The 18682-nt window shown below is 36.4% G+C and carries 19 protein-coding genes; 8 read left to right on the top strand and 11 right to left on the bottom strand.

Going from position 1 to position 18682, the window contains the following annotated elements:
- Positions 1–50 precede the first annotated feature (50 nt).
- The 4 genes from Q4534_RS06740 to Q4534_RS06725 all read left to right on the top strand — a co-directional run bounded on the left by Q4534_RS06740 (position 51) and on the right by Q4534_RS06725 (position 5436).
- Positions 51–1577 carry a hypothetical protein gene (locus Q4534_RS06740; protein WP_303612398.1) on the top strand — a complete coding sequence of 509 codons (1527 nt, stop codon included), beginning with the start codon at positions 51–53 and terminating at the stop codon, positions 1575–1577.
- Between the two features lie 181 nt (positions 1578–1758).
- Entirely contained in the window at positions 1759–2904 is a 1146-nt protein-coding gene (locus Q4534_RS06735) for a DUF4221 family protein (RefSeq protein WP_303612397.1), read from the top strand.
- 268 nt (positions 2905–3172) lie between these two features.
- The gene (locus tag Q4534_RS06730; RefSeq protein WP_303612396.1) at positions 3173–4306 is read left to right on the top strand and encodes a hypothetical protein; all 1134 of its coding nucleotides are present in this window, start codon (positions 3173–3175) and stop codon (positions 4304–4306) included.
- A complete protein-coding gene (locus tag Q4534_RS06725; protein ID WP_303612395.1) occupies positions 4303–5436 on the top strand; it encodes a hypothetical protein in 1134 nt (377 codons plus the stop codon). Before Q4534_RS06730 ends, Q4534_RS06725 begins: the two co-directional genes overlap by 4 nt.
- A 116-nt stretch (positions 5437–5552) precedes the next feature.
- Here the strand turns inward: Q4534_RS06725 and Q4534_RS06720 are convergent, their stop codons facing one another.
- A complete protein-coding gene (locus Q4534_RS06720; protein WP_303612394.1) occupies positions 5553–6419 on the bottom strand; it encodes a winged helix-turn-helix domain-containing protein in 867 nt (288 codons plus the stop codon).
- A 125-nt stretch (positions 6420–6544) separates the two neighbouring features.
- Between Q4534_RS06720 and Q4534_RS06715 the strand changes: the two genes are divergently transcribed.
- Positions 6545–7603 (top strand): two-component regulator propeller domain-containing protein, encoded by a 1059-nt coding sequence (locus tag Q4534_RS06715; RefSeq protein ID WP_303612393.1) that lies wholly within the window; start codon positions 6545–6547, stop codon positions 7601–7603.
- A 594-nt stretch (positions 7604–8197) separates the two neighbouring features.
- Here the strand turns inward: Q4534_RS06715 and Q4534_RS06710 are convergent.
- From Q4534_RS06710 to Q4534_RS06690, 5 genes are all read right to left on the bottom strand, one after another.
- Positions 8198–10501 (bottom strand): DNA topoisomerase 3, encoded by a 2304-nt coding sequence (locus Q4534_RS06710; RefSeq protein ID WP_303612392.1) that lies wholly within the window; start codon positions 10499–10501, stop codon positions 8198–8200.
- Between the two features lie 667 nt (positions 10502–11168).
- On the bottom strand, positions 11169–11477 hold the full coding sequence (locus Q4534_RS06705; RefSeq protein ID WP_303612391.1) for a type II toxin-antitoxin system RelE/ParE family toxin: 309 nt from the start codon (positions 11475–11477) through the stop codon (positions 11169–11171).
- Positions 11478–11480: 3 nt separating this feature from the next.
- On the bottom strand, positions 11481–11765 hold the full coding sequence (locus tag Q4534_RS06700) for a hypothetical protein (RefSeq protein WP_303612390.1): 285 nt from the start codon (positions 11763–11765) through the stop codon (positions 11481–11483).
- 826 nt (positions 11766–12591) lie between these two features.
- A complete protein-coding gene (locus Q4534_RS06695; RefSeq protein ID WP_303612389.1) occupies positions 12592–12960 on the bottom strand; it encodes a relaxase/mobilization nuclease domain-containing protein in 369 nt (122 codons plus the stop codon).
- The gene (locus Q4534_RS06690; RefSeq protein WP_303612388.1) at positions 12960–13340 is read right to left on the bottom strand and encodes a plasmid mobilization protein; all 381 of its coding nucleotides are present in this window, start codon (positions 13338–13340) and stop codon (positions 12960–12962) included. The genes Q4534_RS06695 and Q4534_RS06690 overlap by 1 nt, the downstream gene beginning before the upstream one ends.
- Positions 13341–13504: 164 nt before the next feature.
- On the opposite strand from Q4534_RS06690, the gene Q4534_RS06685 reads away from it, so the two are divergent.
- Complete coding sequence (locus Q4534_RS06685) at positions 13505–13693, top strand: ATP-binding protein (RefSeq protein WP_303612387.1); 189 nt, start codon at positions 13505–13507, stop codon at positions 13691–13693.
- Positions 13694–14048: 355 nt separating this feature from the next.
- Here Q4534_RS06685 and Q4534_RS06680 read toward each other — a convergent pair whose 3' ends face one another.
- The 5 genes from Q4534_RS06680 to Q4534_RS06660 all read right to left on the bottom strand — a co-directional run bounded on the left by Q4534_RS06680 (position 14049) and on the right by Q4534_RS06660 (position 16972).
- On the bottom strand, positions 14049–14372 hold the full coding sequence (locus tag Q4534_RS06680) for a hypothetical protein (RefSeq protein ID WP_303612386.1): 324 nt from the start codon (positions 14370–14372) through the stop codon (positions 14049–14051).
- Between the two features lie 48 nt (positions 14373–14420).
- Positions 14421–15620, bottom strand: coding sequence for an RHS repeat domain-containing protein (locus tag Q4534_RS06675; protein WP_303612385.1), 1200 nt, complete (start codon positions 15618–15620; stop codon positions 14421–14423).
- Positions 15620–15892: a hypothetical protein gene (locus tag Q4534_RS06670; protein WP_303612384.1), complete on the bottom strand. Its 273-nt coding sequence runs from the start codon at positions 15890–15892 to the stop codon at positions 15620–15622. The genes Q4534_RS06675 and Q4534_RS06670 overlap by 1 nt, the downstream gene beginning before the upstream one ends.
- 97 nt (positions 15893–15989) lie before the next feature.
- Positions 15990–16253: a hypothetical protein gene (locus Q4534_RS06665; protein WP_303612383.1), complete on the bottom strand. Its 264-nt coding sequence runs from the start codon at positions 16251–16253 to the stop codon at positions 15990–15992.
- Positions 16254–16348: 95 nt separating this feature from the next.
- Complete coding sequence (locus Q4534_RS06660) at positions 16349–16972, bottom strand: hypothetical protein (protein ID WP_303612382.1); 624 nt, start codon at positions 16970–16972, stop codon at positions 16349–16351.
- 668 nt (positions 16973–17640) lie between these two features.
- Between Q4534_RS06660 and Q4534_RS06655 the strand changes: the two genes are divergently transcribed.
- Both Q4534_RS06655 and Q4534_RS06650 read left to right on the top strand, forming a co-directional pair.
- The gene (locus tag Q4534_RS06655) at positions 17641–18120 is read left to right on the top strand and encodes a hypothetical protein (protein WP_303612381.1); all 480 of its coding nucleotides are present in this window, start codon (positions 17641–17643) and stop codon (positions 18118–18120) included.
- Positions 18071–18664, top strand: a complete 594-nt coding sequence (locus Q4534_RS06650; RefSeq protein ID WP_303612380.1) for an Imm26 family immunity protein — start codon at positions 18071–18073, stop codon at positions 18662–18664. The genes Q4534_RS06655 and Q4534_RS06650 overlap by 50 nt, the downstream gene beginning before the upstream one ends.
- Positions 18665–18682 lie beyond the last annotated feature (18 nt).

The following is an 18682-nucleotide window of genomic DNA, read 5'->3' as shown; positions in this document are numbered from 1 at the left end:
GAAATGGCACAGTTTAAACCGAAATGCCTGGCACAGTTTGACCGAAAAGGGTGGCACAAATCAAACCGTTATATCCAGAGGGCACAACTTTAATATTTTATAAAAACTATTTAAGAAAAAATGAATTCGATAATGCCAAGTTTGCAAATAATATAAAATTTATATTTACAAATTGTAACATCATAGATGGAATATCATTAGAAGCAAATAATTGCACTTTTATTTTTAAAAATAATAAAAAAGGAAATGGAATAGGGATTCTAAAAATAAAATCTGAAAACCCTAATAATATTGTTATTATAAAAGATTCTGAATTTTCAAATCTTACATTTTCAGATATTAAATTGAAAACTTTAGACTTTAATAACGTCACATTAGATAGTCTTGTAATAGAAAACTATTCTCAAATAAAATCACTAACTTACAAAGCACAACATTTAAATAAAAATTATAATATAGAAAAAGTAATTTTAAGAGATTCGGTAATCAATTCAATATCCTATTTTAAACTATATAAATGTAAATATTTTAATATTTCGGGTGCAGTAATAGAAAATATGAAAATCCTACATTCAAATATAGAAAAATTTGATTTTTACGATTACTTAACTAATGATCTTAAAATATTATTTGGTGAAATTGATGATTTAAACATTGATATAATTGAGGAGGATATTTATGATCATTCAAGAAAAAATAAATTTAATTCTTTAATATTAAATTCAAAAGTTTTAAAAAGTTTTAAAATAAATAGCGATGAAAGAATAAATAAGTTTGACAACATACAAATTACAAGTGAAAAAATTAATATTACTAATATTAACACAAGACAATTAACGATTAAGAACCAAGTTGTTTATGAATCAAAGGTAGCAAATTCTGAAATAGAAATTTTGGAATTAATGAATTTTTACTCAGTCAAAAAATTTAGATTTGACAATGTAAACATTAGTAAACCAGCTGAATGCTTAACAATTCGAAATTCTTCATTGAACAATGTATCTTTAAACCCTTTTTTTCTACATAACTTCAATGAAATTAAGTTCACAAATTCATCATTATTGAACTTGGAAGCCAATAATTTGACTAAAATACCAATCAATGCGATTAAACCAATTTATAGAGACAAAGAAACTAATTATCTAATACTGTATCGTGAATTAAAAAGTATTGCTCAAAAATATGGCGACACCTATTTATACCACAAATTTAAAGCGCTTGAATACAATGAAAGGTTAAATGGCAGTTTAGATTTTTTGGATAAATCAATTTTATATTTTAACAAATTCACAAATAATCACACAACGGATTGGTTTAAAGCATTCAAATTGTTAATTATTTTATTCACTTTTAATTTATCAATTATCACTTCATATTTATATAACTCTTACGAAAATTTTAATGTTTTAGATATTGCTAAGCTTTTACCATATCTATTATCACCTGTTAGCTTTTTAGTGAATTACAAGGAATATGAATTTCATAACGTTATTTATTTGTTTGATTTCTTATATAATATTGGTATTGGATTGATCATTTACCAGATGATTGCAGCATTTAGGAAATTTAATAGGTAATCCTCTTTTACATTTTAGAGATTACATCCTCAGTTCATTACTATAAAATTTTTAGGAAAAACTACAACTATTTAACAGCACTTTAACCGGCTCCACTTTACTCAAATTACCCCCAAAACCTTAAACTGAATTTTTAGTCCTGAAAATTTGATTATTTAAAATTTTAGGTCAAATTGAATCTATGAAAATATTCACCCATTTTTTAATGGGCATAATGCTATTGTCCTCTTGTAAGCAATCTTCAACATCATCAAGTGTTCTTGATGGCATTGACATTGCTGTTGATACGGTCATGATCAGTACCGGGGATGATATTATTAACCTGAAATGGGGGATTTATCAGTCCGGTATTAGCCATGATAAAAAATATCTGTTTATTTCCGGTGGCACTAGCCCCTATTTGGAAAGGATAAACTTGGAAACATTGGCCTATGAAGAAAAGATGATATTTGATGTGGAAGGGCCTAATGGATTTGGTGATTACGTATATGCCGTAAGCTCAGATGTCAACAACAATTTGATTTTGACAAGTCATTATTCCACAAGCATTTTCAATTTTGATAAACAAAAACTGAAAAAGCACCTATTGATTGGGCGTAATTTTGAAGGAGAACAATTTACCTCTAAAATTATCCATTCAAAGGACTATAAAACAACGTTTGGCTTGGTTCAGAATCATGATACCGGAGAAATATTTTTTGCTATTGTAAATGAAGAAACAGATGTTTTACGAAAAGTAAAACTAAATGGATTTGAGAAGGCAGAAGATTTTACAGTCAGACATCAGCAAGGAAGAGGTGCATCAATTTCTCCCCAAAATACAGAAATTGTTCAATTGGGAAATAAACTCGTGATCACAAATCCCGTATTCAGCAAAATTGCAGTATATGATTTAGTTGAGCAAAACTTAAAATATTATCCCTGTCTACCTACATTAACGGCCTCAGAAAAAACCGGCACTTATATCAAAGATGTCAATTCAAGGGAAGAATTCACGATTCGGAAAATAGAGATAGGGAAAGAGGTCACATTTTTACCTTTAATGACAGAGGCCACTACTGACAAATATGTCAGAATTTCCACCATAGGCCTACCAAAAATAAACGAAAAAGGCTTGCTAGAAATGGATGACCACAGGGTATTTGTCAGTATTCTTAATGATTCCTATGAAGTAATCAAAGAAACTGAAGTTCCGGATGGTATCGGGAAGCTTTTTTCTAATTTCATACCGCAAAAGCCATTTTTAAAAGATGGCAAAATATGGCTCTATTTAAATATAAATGATGAATTGGCCTTTGTCCGTCTGGATCTGGGTTTAAGACAATAAAAAGGTGGACTTTAGTAGAAAAATAATTCATTAAGTCCCCTCACCCTGCCATATTTTCGATTACATCTTTTATCAATCAATAAGGACATGTAAAAGCATCAATTTAAAAAACACTTAAAATTCGCTCATGGAGGTTATTTTTATTAAATTCATAGTACATGATAAAATATAGAATTAAAAGTGGGTTTCAGACTAAGGAAGAGAAGATTACCTGATGCAAAGGGGGAGGAAAAAACGTTAAGCCTTTATAAAATAAACTTAATCCAAAATGATCAAAGTACGTAATCTCCTGATTTTGCTATTGGTGTCGGTCTATGCTTGCACGGATGGAACCAAAACCTCCAACAGTAGTGCGGATTCCAATGAATGGGAACTTGTAATTTTGGACTCTATTCAGGTAGACTATCTAACTGAGGTAAGAGAAGGTATTTTTTCTAATGGAATAGGGCTTATTAAAACTAGCTCCAATAATGGTTTGATGAAATTTGACTCATTAGGAAATATTCTAGTGAATAAAGAATTCCCAAAAGAAGGTCCGGAATCTGTTCTATTTTTAGAAACCTTAATTGAACATAAGGGAGAATATTTTGGGACAACTTCATTTAGTGACATCTATCATTTCGATGCCAATCTTAACATAAAGGAACGTTTGAAAATGCCTTTTATGGGTGAAGCCAGAGGAGGTGCCTATAACCGAAGAAATATTGCTGTCTGGAATGAGAAAATACTGCTTTGGTATCCGGGGCGAAACGGTATCAGCCCATACATTGACTATTTTTATAGGGATTACCCTCTTCTCGAACTTTATGACCTTAAAACAAAAACTTCAAAACCGGCCGTAAGAACCCCTCAGGCATCCCAATATAGTAGTGATGATTTTTTTGATCGGCCTGACATTAATTTCATTATAGAAAATGACAGTTTGTACCTTACCTTTTCCAATGAACCCCTCATACATGTGTATGCCATGGGGGACAGTATCCTTTGGAAAAGGAGTATTCCTATGAACCCAAGTGATTTTAAATTGATTCCAGGACAGAAAACACCTGTTACCTATCTAGAAAAAATTAAAATGTATGAAGCTGGAATTAGGGGCATTTATTCTGATCCGGATCATGTCATTGTTACCTATCATGGTGGAATTGATGGAGATACTTTTGTGAATAATGACCTCATTGAAAGAGAGAATTTACCTCGCTATCCTGAATTTCTTAATAATTATCTTAAAATCTATAGGCATGGACAGGGCTGGTCCAATGAATTGATTATCCCTTCAAAAATCAAAATAATTCTAAATATCGAGTCCGCAAATAAACCCTTCTACGCACTTAGAAATGATGACTTTATTGGAGAGGAACAAGACTACCTTACTTTTTATAAACTTCAATTGGTAAGAAAATGAAATTTAAGTATTTAGCAATAGTTATTCTTTCTATCTTCCATATAGCTTGTTCAAAAAAAGAAGTCTCAGATAAAGTGGTTTTTACAAACGAATGGGAACTCGTGATTTTGGACTCTATCCAAGTAGATTATTTGGGGACTGTAGATGGAGGAGATTTTCGAAATGGGAAAGGCGTGTTTTATAATTTTGAAGAAAATAAGCTGATTGAGTTTGACTCAAATGGTAGGATCCTTAATGAGACTACTTACCCAAAGGATGGGCCAGGTAAAGTACAATATCCAACTCAACTAAAATACGCACAGGACGGAAGACTTTTTGCGGCTAGTTTTATGGGCTGGCTGTATGAGTTAAATACGAATTTAACTTTGAAGCAAGAAATAAAGCTTTCATTTCTGAGCCAATCACAGGATGGAGGTGGCTTTATTAAAAATCTGGAATATTATAACGATTCATTGATCAGTTTTTATCCGGGCAGAGATGATGCCAACCCTTATGGCCCACATTTTATTCGGGACAACTTTCTGTTAGAAAAAATTGACCCAACAACAGGAGGATCAAAACCATTAATTAAGATACCAAGTACCTCAAGGTATTCCACCAACAAATTCTTTGAAAGGCCTATAATCCAATTTGGTATATCCCGGAATAAACTTCACCTGGCCCTAAGCAATGAGCCATTGATTCATATTTACGATTTAACAAATGGGGAAATCTACTTAAATACTGTTGATTTTAAGCCTTCTAAATTTTTAGACAATGGCGAGCATAAAGAAAAAAACCAATACATATCCCATTTTAAAATGCTTGACGGAAGGATCAATCAGCTTTTTGTAACAGAAAAAGGAACAGTGGTTTATTATAAAGAAGGTATTGAGGAAGAAATTTTTATCCAAAATGAATTAAAGCTTCGAGAAAACTACCCTAATTACAAAGACTTTCAAAATCAAGTGCTGAAAATTATATACCAAGATTCTATCCTTTCCAATGAAATCATTGTCCCCTACAATATTGGCAGCATTTTAAACATTGAAAAGTTAGACAAACCCTTCTACTCACTCAGAAATGATGACTTTATTGGAGAGGAACAAGATTACCTTACTTTTTATAAACTTCAATTGGAAAAGAAATAGAGGCTGTTTTTAACGAGGATTATGCAATAGGATTCGTGATGAGGCTTGTAAAATCAGCAGGATACGAAAAATAATAGTTTACGCTACTTGCCATATCATTATGTTTCCCTCATTTTTCATTTTACCTGAAGTATATACCCCTTACCTCGGATATTTTTAATTTGAATATTCGGGTCTTGAATTAGCTTTTTTCGAAGTTTGGAGACAAACATGTCTAGGCTTCTGCCCACAAAGACCCCTTCATCTTCCCAAATTTCTTTGAGCAGGTGATCTCTCTCAAGCATCTCGTTTTGGTGGGAGGCAAAAAGCGTCAACAACTTATTTTCTTTTTGGGAAAGTTGGATTTCCTCATTCCCGATCTTCAAAAGTTGTTTACTGTGATATAATTCAAACTTTCCAATTCCTACGGATTGCCTATTGCTTTTGCTTTTACTCCTATTAAGCTTAATGGTTTTATTTTTGAAAAGAAATATAAATCCAAATGCCAAAACTCCAAAGATGATCGGAACAGAAAAGTTAGACGCCCTGAAAGAATTTTGGTTAAACCGGATTTTGATGCTATAGCAATCTTTTGGCTGCACGCGTCCCTTACAGGGAATGAGGGTCTTGTCTTTGTTACTGGACATTTGATAACTATAAACAATCTGATTGGCCATGCATTCCATCACATTCACCTGATATTTGTCCTCAGCCTTGTTCACCAGGCCTTCGCCCAAACCTTTATGAATAACGTTAACCAAACTGTCCGGATCAAATTGGAAGGGGTTTTCAAATACTAGAATGAATTCATTCTTGCTGATTCTCCTGATTGGCAAAACCCTTGAAGTGCTATCTCCTGAGGCAAGCAGGATTTGATGTCCCACATTCCTCAACCTGATTTCCTTATTTTCTGCAAAATCGTCTGACTTCCATGGCCACAGGAGTACCATCGTAAAAAGCATGGTGATCATTCCGATTCCAGCAGGTTGTATCAGTTTTTTCATTGCTCAAAGATACGGTTTAATAAAAGTCATCTATCAATTTTACCTTGATTTACATTCTTTTTACATTCCATTTACCCTATTGACTTTGGATAGCTTTAGGTTTGAACATTCTAAACAAATAAAAAATGAAAAAACACCTAAGATTATTTTCCTGGTTAATGCTATTTGTTTGTATCACTTCATGTAAAGATCAAGTCAAAACTGACCAACCAAAAGACCAATCCAATTCCCTAACCAATGAGTTAAACACTTCCAATGCGCCTAATTCAATTGTACGTAATTTGGTGCAGGATGGTGATGGCAACATCTGGATGGCTACCTGGGAAGGAGTGTTTCGATATGATGGAAAATCTTTTACCAATGTAACAAAGGATGTAAGTTCAGCCCGCTTCTTTTCTATTTTGGAAGACAGCAAAGGCAATATGTGGTTTGGAAGTATTGGCTCAGGTGTTTATTATTTTGATGGAAAAGCCTTTCAAAATTTCACCACCAAGGAAGGGCTTCCAAATAATGAGATTACCAGTATTTATGAGGACAAGGCCGGTAATATTTGGTTGGGCACAAATGGGGGAATAAGTCGATACGATGGAAAAACATTTCAGAATTTTATACTGGCAGAAGATACTATAGTTGAAGATAAGACCGGAAAGACTGTTCCGGATTTTACACGTCCCCCTAACGAAGTCAATTCCATCATTGAAGACAAAACGGGCAATTTTTGGGTTGCAACAAGGGGCAACACCTATCTATATGATGGAAAAGCATTCTCCATTATAAGGAATAAAGGCAAGGCGTTTACCAATGTCCGTACTATCATTGAAGATAAGAAAGGAAATATTTGGCTTGGTGGTAGGGATGGCCTATGGCGCCATGCCCCTTCGACTTCGCTCAGGGCAGGTGAAGGTGAATTTACCAATATCAGCAGGAATTTTGTCGGGTATATTCACGAGGATAAAAATGGCAACTTATGGACCAGTTCCGAAACTATCGAAGGATCTTGGGTACTTACACTTTATTTTGCCCAGACCTTTTTAAATAAAAACCCTACTGCAACCGAAATAAATACAAAAGAACGAAAGATGCTATTTGGGATTTTAGCAGCCAAGGATGGCAGTATTTGGTTCGGTTCGGATGGAGTATATCGATACAATGGAAAAACCATAACCGATTTTAGAATCAAATAGGCTGCATCCCACAAGCGTTTAGTTTACCCCCCTTCTATCTTTTCCAATTGGCTAATGAATTCCCTGATCTCTTATTTAATAAGCCTCTCCTATAACTAAAAATAGTCTATCCTTGATTGAATTACAAATGAATGCTGACCGAGTAACTGAATAAAGTGTCGTTGATTTGGATGGGGTCTCAAAATTTTGTCCATTTGTTTACTAAAGGGGGTCTATCGGATGCCATTGCAAATGCCGAATAAAAGATTTCGACTTTACGGTTGCTTAAAAATAAAAGGGTGTAGCCAATTCTACACCCAGCCGGAGAATCCGATATTTGGGAGGGGTTTATTTTAACAAGAGTTTGGGAGAATTATGCAATAGCATTCGTAATGAGTGGTGTAATTACAAGAAAATCAGGCTATTTGAAGACTGAGTCATAGCATCGCTATGGTGAAGTCGAAAATAGCAACGAAGTGACTGATTTTGAAGTGATTTCATCACGTAATAGAAGGTCTATTGCATATTTTGGGTTTAAGCTTTGCTTTTGGTTTTTAGGCATAGGATAGATATTCCGCCTAGGCAGCAGTTTTTATTCGATACTATTTCAACAGTTTAACCAACTACACTCTCCTTCAATAAAGATGTCACCAGCTCAACAGTCAACGGTTTCTTGTTCGCTTTTTCCCGGAGGGTATCAAAAGAGTATCTAAAGTCACACCCTTCTTTATAGGCGCTGCATCCATAGGCTGTTTTTCCTCTTATTATGGTTCCTTTATTGCAAAGAGGGCATGAAATGACAGGAGGAGTTTTCTTAGAAGCCGCCGAGTTGGCTACTTTCTTTTCTACCAAAACGAGTTGAAATTTCTCATTGAAACGTATCAATCCTTCTTTATCTCCAGTCGCCGTTTTAAATCCCTTTAAATTGACAGTAGATCCTTTCTTAAGTAACCTCAAATATTGATTCTCTGATATGGTTTTTCCTTCGAAAGAAAAAGCGAGTAAAAAGTCACATCCCTTTTTATAAGCGCTGCATCCGTAACTCGAATTTCCTTTTAGCAACGACCCATTCTTGCATTTTGGACAGGGCTGTCCCACAAGTGAAGTTGCTGATCTTTCTTTCTCAGGAAGCTTTTTTTCACTGGTATGCGCTATTTTAGTATGACTTTGTTCCCGTATAACTTCATAGACCAAATCCGCCACCATTTTTTTCATGTTCATCACAAAAGAACCCGCATGAAATTTCCCTTTTTCTATTTCTTTCAATTGCTTCTCCCACTGTCCTGTAAGTTCTGCAGAGGTCAGCAAGTTATTCTTGATAATATCGATCAATTGCACTCCAGTTTCGGTGGGCAAAATTTGCTTCTTATTACGTTCAATGTATTCTCGCCTGAAAAGTGTTTCAATGATATTTGCCCGAGTAGAAGGGCGACCTATGCCATTTTCTTTCATTAAGTCTCGCATCTCTTCATCGTCCACTTGTTTACCGGCGGTCTCCATGCCTCTTAGCAAAGTTGCTTCTGTATACTGTTTTGGAGCTTTGGTTTCTTTCTCTAGGAAAGAAGGTTCATGTGGCCCTTTTTCCCCTTTTTTAAAAAGCGGGAGCTCGTCTTTCTCCTTTTTTTCTTTGCCATCTGCAGTTTCAAAAACAACCCTCCAGCCTTTTTCTAAAATCACCTTTCCTCTTGCTTTAAACGGGACCGTGCCCACTTTTCCTAATACGGTGGTATTGTCCACTGTACAGTCGTCATAAAACACTGCGATGAAACGCTTGGTAATAATATCATAGACTTTTAGCTGATTGTCGTGTAAACTATCCTGCATGCCTGTAGGAATCATGGCATGGTGATCGGTTACTTTTTTGTCATTGAAAACCTTAGTAGACTTTTTTAATTTCTTACCCAAAATAGGTTGAGTCAACGACCTATATTTCGTTAGCTTCTCTAATATCCCTGGTGCTTTGGGGTAAATATCGTTCGGTAGAAAAGTGGTGTCAACTCTTGGGTAGGTGATTAATTTTTGTTCGTATAGTTTCTGTGCGATTTTGAGCGTTTCATCGGCAGAAAGGCCAAACTTATTATTACAATGCACCTGTAATCCTGTTAAGTCAAAAAGCTTAGGTGCATATTCCTTTCCTTTTTTCTTAGCAACTGAGACGACTTCAAAGTCATTTTCTTTGACCTGCTTGGCAAAAGTCTCCCCGTCTTCTTTCTTTAAAAATTTCCCTTCTTCACAGTTAAATACAGTCTCTCTATACAGGGTTTGTAGTTCCCAGTAGGGTTGTGGCTGAAAATTTTGAATTTCTTTAAACCGATTAACGATCATGGCCAGTGTAGGCGTTTGAACTCTGCCAATGGACAGCACTTGTTTGTACCCACCATGTTTAACCGTATATAACCGGGTGGCATTCATTCCTAACAACCAATCTCCGATTGCTCGGGAATAACCAGCATAATACAAATTATCGTATTTCGCCGAGGGTTGCAATTTGTCGAAGCCTTCTTTGATGGCCTCTGCGGTCAAAGATGAAATCCATAAGCGTTTGACTTCCCCTTTATACCCCGCTTGTTCAATTACCCATCGTTGAATCAACTCTCCTTCTTGGCCAGCATCACCACAGTTGATCACCAGTGTAGCTGTATCAAATAGCTTTTTTACAATATCAAATTGCTTCTTGACTCCCGGATTATTAACAATTTTAGTTTTGAATTTTTCAGGAAGCATCGGAAGGTGAGTAAGGCGCCAACTCTTCCAATGAGGTTCGTAATCCTTCGGCTCTAATAAGGTGCAAAAGTGCCCAAAAGTATAGGTAACGATATATCCGTTGCCTTCATAGTACCCCTCATGCCTATGATTAGCTCCTAGAACAGCCGCTATTTCACGGGCGACACTTGGCTTTTCTGCAATACAAACTTTCATCTGAAACAAAAATAGATAAAATAGCCTAAGCTCAACGGAGTGCAGGTGCTTTTAGGTTGTTCAAAATGAAGTAACCCCTGTGGATCAACCTGATAAAAATTACTTATCCGAATTTTAGTTATTTCTGGAGATCTGAAATTTGAAGGGATCCAAGGAAAGGAATATTTCTTTGGTTTTCTATCCCAGCGAGCTGCAATTAGGAAATGGACGGAATTACCAATGATCCAGGGCTATCAAACCTTCTAATCCAGCATAATTTCATCTGTTTATAATTATTTTCTAATGATCAGAACTTGCCCCGGTTTATCGGGGTGGAATCTCGCTACGATAATCATCCTTTGTCATTACGATTTCGTCATGCCTTTCTGCCTCGGGCGGGCTCGATTTCCTGTTCTCTTATTTGATAAGCCTCTCCCATAACTAAAAATAGTCTATCCTTGATTGAATTACAATTGAATGCTGACTGAGTAACCGAATAATGTCCTTGATTTGGATGAGGTCTCAAATTTCAGTACAGTATTCAAAATTTTGTCCATTTGTTTACTAGGATAAAGGGAGTCTTTCAGAAGCCATTGCAAATGGCATATAAAAGATTTCGACTTCGAAGTAAGTTAGGAATAAAAGGGTGTAGCCGATTCTACCCCAAGCCGTGGTCTTGCTCGGTGGCCTATTTATTCCTTTTCGGTTTCCTGGTAGGTTTTTGATAGTTGCTAAAAATATCCGTGACAATAACGATTTCTCTATCAACTTTGTAAATGATTTTGTAATGATATTCCTGCAAATATCGGTGCCCTTTCCCAAGAGATATCAGGTCGTCTTCTACTCTCCCTCTATTCGGATAGTTTTCAAGCGTTTCTGCTCTGCCAATAATTTTATTTACAATCTCAGTCGCTTTTGCGGGACTGACTTCCCCCGAATAATGATCGTAAATCTCTTTCAAGCATCTTTTCGCCCACTCTGAAAACCTAACCTCCATGGACTACCAATGCTTTATTTCTTCCCTGACCTGTTGTGACGTTTTTACACGGCCTTCTTTAATGTCCTTTTCAGACCTTTCCGCCCTGGATATTAGTTCCTCTTTTGTGATAGCTGTGCCATCGGGTTTATATCCAACAGGTGAAGCTATTTGGTCTGCTTTAATCAGCCCATGAATAAGTTTTAACACACGATCATCTGCATGTTGAAGGTATTGGCTTATTTCTTCTCGTATTTTAACTGTGTCCATCGGTTTTTTCTTTTCGTTCCCTAAAGTTAACGATTCCATATTACAATTTGATTTGTTCCAATGGATGATATTTCAGTATTTGGCTTTTCTTAGGCTGTAAACAAAAAAGTTCCACCCGATGTATTTAGTGATGTCTTCGGCTGTCATCATAATAATATTCTACTTAGATTTGTCTCTGTAAAGCTAGATAAGGCTTTTTAAATTAAAGTTCATCCCAGACTGGGTGCAGTCTACAAAACACACTTTTATCCTTTCCAATTTGCATTCGGAAAATGAACTGAGTCACCAATGATCCACGGTTATCCAACCTTCCAATCCAGCATAATTCCTCATACTCGAACACATGTAATCCTCCCGTTTTTCCACGATTCCTGCTCTTACCGGATTCTCATGAATACATTTTGAATGTGAAAAAATAGGGCATTTCATCTGTTTCTATTTATTTTTCAAAGGTCAGAACTTGTCCCGATTTATCGGGGTGGAATCTCGCTACATTAATCATTTTTTGGACTGACGATTTTGTCATGCCTGTCTGCCTCGGGCAGGCTCGATTTCCTGATCTCTTATTTTATAAGCCTCTCCCATAACTAAAAATAGTCTATCCTTGATTGAATTACAAATAAATGCTGCCCGAGTAACTGAATAAAGTGTCGTTGATTTGGATGGGGTCTCAAAATTTTGTCCATTTGTTTACTTGGATAAGGGGGTCTTTCAGAAGCCATTGCAAATGGCATATAACAGAATACGACTTTAAAGGAGGTTAAGAATAACAGGGTGTAGAGGATTCTACACCCAGCCGGGGTAGACCTACTACCATCTTTTATACAACATGTCTTTGATTCTCATCAACGTCTTCACGACACACCTACACCCAGCCGGGGACCATATGGACATGGTTGTTTTTTGTATCTCCATGGAATACGATCAGGTAAGGATTATCGCCATAGCCCATTTTTTCCAGCCACTTCTCCGCCATTTTGGTGAGTTCCTTCTTGTTGTATTCTCGTTCCTTGCAAGAATTCATGGCATGGAATTGTTTGTTTTGTACCCTTGTATTCCGGTTAGAATGGGCTTTTAGAAAAATTTTCATTTCAGCCGGGGTTACTTTTTGCGCCGATTGCAGGTAACCGAAATTTTTGAATTTCATCAGCTCACCTTTACCGGACTGCATTTTATTGGTGTTGTAGGACACCCCTTTGAAAGTAGTGGTAGATGATAGAATTTTGACGGTCATCAGCTGATGGATTTATAGATTTTTCGGAAAGTCCTGTTCATGTCCTCCTGAAAGTCAAGGTATCGGGTTAGCAGCGTATTAAATCTTACAAATACCTTAGGGTTTAGGTCACTTACCTTGGAATATTGATTGGCATGCCTGGCCAATTGATTGATATTGTTGTTTACCCGGCCCTGCTCCGCTGCTAGGTCAGACAGGGTATCAAGCAATTTGTCTGTCTTGATAATGGATGCATCTCCCTGGATTTTTCGGATCAGGTTCCTGAGCGTATCGCTTCTGGAGATACCTGCACTCCAAGCAAAATCATCCAGGAATTTTGCCTCTTGCGCTTTGAGCCTGAAGGTGATTTTGTGTGTTTTATTTTCCTGGGGATCCTTCATATTTTTTAGGTTGGCTGGTTCTTGCTAATTATTGCCTGACCCAAAGAGAAGGAAAAAAAATAAGGAAGGAAATACGTAAAAAGGGCTATTTTAGGTGAATACGTAGGTATGCGTATATAGAAATTTAAGGTTATTCAGGTATATATTGTTCAATAAAAACCAATTTGCCTGTCCTTGACGATTTTGGTCTGAATCATCTAGAAAAACTGAATCTAATGGAAATAAAAGAGGACAGACATACCAGAACAGCTACCTTAATAGTCATTCAATTACCAGTTGGAAGTTGGTTTGATATTATAGGGGAAGCCACTAATGTTGATGTGATTTTGGATAGATTGGTGCAAACCTCTTGAAGAATTGAAAGCAAAGGTGAGTGTCTTAGAAAATTAATGTAATTTTGTCATACTAAACTTTTTAGTTTGCAAAACCCCAACGGGGGGACAATATTACCGGTATTTCTAGTCTATCCTTGAATGAATTACAAATAAATGCTGCCCGAGTAACTGAATAAAGTACCGTTGATTTGGATGGGGTCTCAAATATCGGTCAAACAGTATTCAAAATTTTGTCCATTTGTTTACTAAGATAAGGGGGCTTTCAGAAGCCATTGCAAATGGCATATAACAGATTACGACTTTAAAAGAGCTTAAGAATAAAAGGATGTAGAGAATTCTACACCCAAGAGAATTCTACACACAGCCGGTGACGTTATCTGAACTCCATTCTGCTAATATTTGGATTCTTCATAGAATATTTTACGGGGTAGCTCTCCCCTATTACGGGATTTACAAAATCATCGAAATATGCTTCACCCCTAAATATCCTATTATCCACTTCAAACTCAAATATTGCAATCTTGTTCCCTCTATAGTCTTCTTCAAAATCAATAATAGTTCCAGATGAATATTCTTTATAATTTGATAAATGATATTGGGTGTAAGTGAAATTAATTATAAAGTAAAGAAACAATGCTAACCCTAAAACGGCAAACAGATTTTCTAAAAAAATATTGCCTAACTTTTTTATTTCCATCTAGTCCTCCTTCTTGACTTCCGATCCAGCTGCACTTCCTGCGGCATTTTAACTAATCTTCAAGAAATTAGCTATTGATTTTTTTACCGCAGGACTCAATGGTTTAAACATTGACCTTGTATTATTCGCATCAAATAAATAATCCGTACCCTTTGATGCAAATCCTACCCCTACCCCAAGAGTTAAATCAACTCCTGTATTCCAAAGATTTTTTGATCCGTCAAAAGTGGATTGAAAGCCACCTTCATATGTATAATCCATAGTTGAGCTTAAAAGTGCATCAGAAAATATGTTTATGTTATAATTTTTGGTCACTGTTGAAGTGATTCCTGACGATACTGCGTCTATCCAATCCACTCTACTAAATCCTTGATTTATACTTATTTGTACGGCAGAATTCATACCAAATCCGGTCAAAAACTGTTTGGAAGTTGTTATTAGTTTACTAGCATTTCCAATTTTTCCTATTGTTGTATATGGAGAGGTGAAGCTTAAACCGATTGCAACCCCTTGTCCTATCAATTTTTCATGGCGAGGAATAGAATTACTTAGGTTTTGTAAATTATTATAAGCTTCTATTTTTTTGTTTCTGGACTGTACTTCAATATATGACATCGTTGAGTTGCTTGGCCCAACAAATGTTTGGTTATTGGGAATAGGTACGATTTTTTCCTGAGTTGGCTTGATCAATAGGGGGACGGTAATGGCTGGTACATGATCAGAACCAAAAGTATGTCTGCCTTCTACAAAATCACCTACAGTAGATATTCTTTCTTCCAATCCGTCTAAATCGGTGGCCCAGACTGGCTTATTTCCAGCATACTGATATGGCGTATACCATGGGTAATCGGGAGCCAACGGATCCACACTCAAAAACTTCCCAATACTCGGGCTATAGATTCTAAATCCATAGTCATAATGGCTCTTAGAACCCCATTCTCCGTTACTGTCCTCTTCCTTGCCATTGAAGCCATACCTATAACTACTATCCTGCACACTACGACTATCCATCGCCAATCCAAAAGGATAATAGTCTGAAACATTGACCACATTGGCCCAGGTGGAATCCTGATCCAGGTGGATATTATCGGTTACTACTGCCAGGACATTACCTAGGTGATTACTTAGCTCGTACTTCTTGCCACCTAACGATCTGTAACCCGTCTTAGATGCGTAATTAACCAATCCTAGGCGTGAACTACCATAAATGGATTGCTCCGCTAAAGTGTCATTCTTATAGACACCCATTACGTTACCGCTTGCATCACAACATAAATGGTCGTATCACTTTCAGTGATCTTGGAAATCCTGTTTCCTGCGGCATCGTACCTGAAATGGACTTCGGAGTTATCGTCCTTATAAACTGCCCTAACCTTACCATAAGGCGTCCAGGCGATACTATCTATACCTTCGGCACTGTCACTAATCAGGTTGCCGATCTCATCATAGGTGTAATTTTCAGTATCCGTACCATCCACGTTTTTCAGCTTGTTGCTAAAGTCGTAGTATTTATATGTCAAATCATCACGGATTGTCGTTTCATCCCGCCTCTGTAAAGATATGGATTTTCTATTTAATGATAGTTCGAAGTCTTTAAAAACCTTTTTTCAACCAAATTCACGTTAAGCCTGCCCTGCAATCTGGCCCCTCCCTAAAACAGTCCACAGGACTGTTTCTTAACGGTCGGTCCTCATTTGGATCATAACTATAATCCGCATCGTATTTATTCGGGTTCTCTGGATTGTAACTCCTTTGGTCAAAGCCGGTAGTTTCTGAGCTGGTCAGGCTTCTGGCTTGAACGATTCGGTGGAGCTGATCGTACCCATAAACCATCGCCTGCATACGATCCGGATCTCCCAAGCTGGGAAGGTCAGTACTCATCCAGGAAATATTGCCGTTGTACAGACCAGTTGCTGAGATTGTATCCCTTGTGTCTTTATAATGATCCCATAGTTCGTCTCGTGAATCGGAAATGGTTACACTGGGATTGATGGGTTTGTAATCCCCTTCGTAATACCCAAGCGCAAAGGAAAAGGCATCAGTTCCTGTACGGAATCCACCGACACCATCCCTTCCATTGGCATATTGATACCTTTCAGCCAGCCCTGGAGCGTATAGTAATAATCCATCCCCTGAACATTGTACTCACCCAACTCTACCCTGGCCAGTGGACCATGTGGGTAGTAATAATAGGCTGCATCCCTATTCCAAACCAATCCATCTGTGCTTGTCTGCACTTCTTCCAGTCGGTTGTCAGCATCGTAACGGTACCGGTGAATCAATTGATCAGGATAACCTTTTTGGTAGTGCACCTGGTTTACGTTGCCACTGACCAGATCATATACATACTCCGTCCGTTTTGGGCCTACTCCGGGAAGATCCTGAAGCAGGGCTTTGACATTGCCATGAGGAATATAGCTATAATAGGTAAATATTGTATCGGTTGAGTTTTTCTCCACCATTGCTGTCCAGGATACACGGCTGCGCAGGTATTCTTGGGAAAAAGTTGGGTCCCTGGGTAAACCTGCCCGGTCATATACCGTGAGCGTCACATCTCCACAGCCAAAGGTTCCACAATCGGGAAAGGTTAATTCTTCCAAGGAATTAGATGTAAATAGGTAAATGCATGAGTATAGGTTTCACCCTCTGGAATAATTTGGTAACTTCAGATACCAATGCTGGCGTACAAATATCCAATAAATGAATGGTGGTGAGTCACAATTAATAAATTTAAAATAATGAGAGGCTTTGAGGTAAAAAAGGATAGGAAGTATGAGAAGAATATGGAAATTGAAGGTTGTAAAAAAGCTTGTTTTATACCACGAATACTTAACTCATGAAGCAGGGGTATTTAACACATAACCAATAACTTATGACAAAGGAAATATTTATGATTCATTCCATTTAGACTTACCTGGAAAGATCATGAATTCTTTTATAAAGAAATAGTCGTTGTTAAAAAATAAAGGGGATTATTTCCTCAAAAGGTGGTATTTTTTTAATTAGAAGTAATCAAAAATCTCACTTAACTTATAGCTGAAAATTCAATTAATTGCTAACAAAATTTAAGACTTTCACAGAAATAACCTACGAACTATCTAATGATCAGCGGAAATATTTAGGACTTGATTTAGTAGAGCCCAATTGGCAAAAATCAGTTCTTAAAGCTGGCCCATATCAACCAGAGAGCATTTAATATTTTGACGGAAACGTAATTAGAAAACAGGTCATCTCAAATAATAATATTTATTGCGAACATAGTTATAACTTGAATACGAGGGATCGAAAATACTTATTGCCAAAAACCAACAAAGGAAAAGAGAAAAAATTGACTGCTGCAACACTAGAAAAACACCAACCTGAAGGGGTGTATTTTTCAAGGGCTGAGAACGGGAATATTACCATTGGTAATTATTATACACAAAGAACCTTTTATTCCACATTAAAAGAGAACATAGACCTCAGTCATGTTACTCTTCAAATTTGGGTAGAGAGTTTCATTAACTCATCAAGACCAAGTCATTTAGCAGAAATTGAGCAGTTTAAAAAAGATAAGAGAAAAAATGTGAAATACATGGCTGGGGATATTTTCACTTTTAAAATAAATAGAAATGAGTATAGTTTTGGAATGGTTCTCCTTGACGTAAAAAAGATTCGAAAAAAAGGCCTCATAAAAAAATCATGGATTACACCTACTTATGGGACCTTCAGTGTTAATAAAGCTCTACGCATTAACTTCGGAAATTAAGGAAATTGATTTCAGAAAATTAATAAATAGTCCAACCTTGCCATCAGATTATATAATGGATAATAACCTTTTTTATGGAGATTATGAAATTATAGGACATCATAATTTAGTAGAAACTGATTTTGAGTTTCCTGTGTCATATGGAAAAAGTATAGATTATGCCAAAAAAACTGTGTTTCTGCAATGGGGCTTGATTCATAAAGAGATTCCACTTTCGGAATATAATAAGTATATCGAGACACCGAATCCCAAACTTTCTGAGAAAACAACTAAAAATATCACTAACCCTTTTGGTTATTACTCAATTGGTTTTTCCACAAGATATGATACAAAGGACATCAAGAGAACGGAGGAAACAGGAACATTTGAATTTGACCTAAATAAGCATTTTAAAGCACAGTTTGATTTAAGGAATCCTAAGAATGAAATGATCAGAAATGAAATATTTAAAAGATTCGATCTCGATCCAAGCAAAGACTATATCGAAAACTGTAAGCGGACGAATACACCTTCAACTCTTGATGTGATTTCGAAATTACAATAAAAACGAGCTACAGTTAAT

This window comes from Cyclobacterium sp. 1_MG-2023, from assembly GCF_030546805.1.
In the GTDB taxonomy this organism is placed as follows: domain Bacteria; phylum Bacteroidota; class Bacteroidia; order Cytophagales; family Cyclobacteriaceae; genus Cyclobacterium.
The sequence above is the reverse complement of the archived record's forward strand: the minus strand, read 5'-3'. Positions and strand labels throughout refer to the sequence as shown.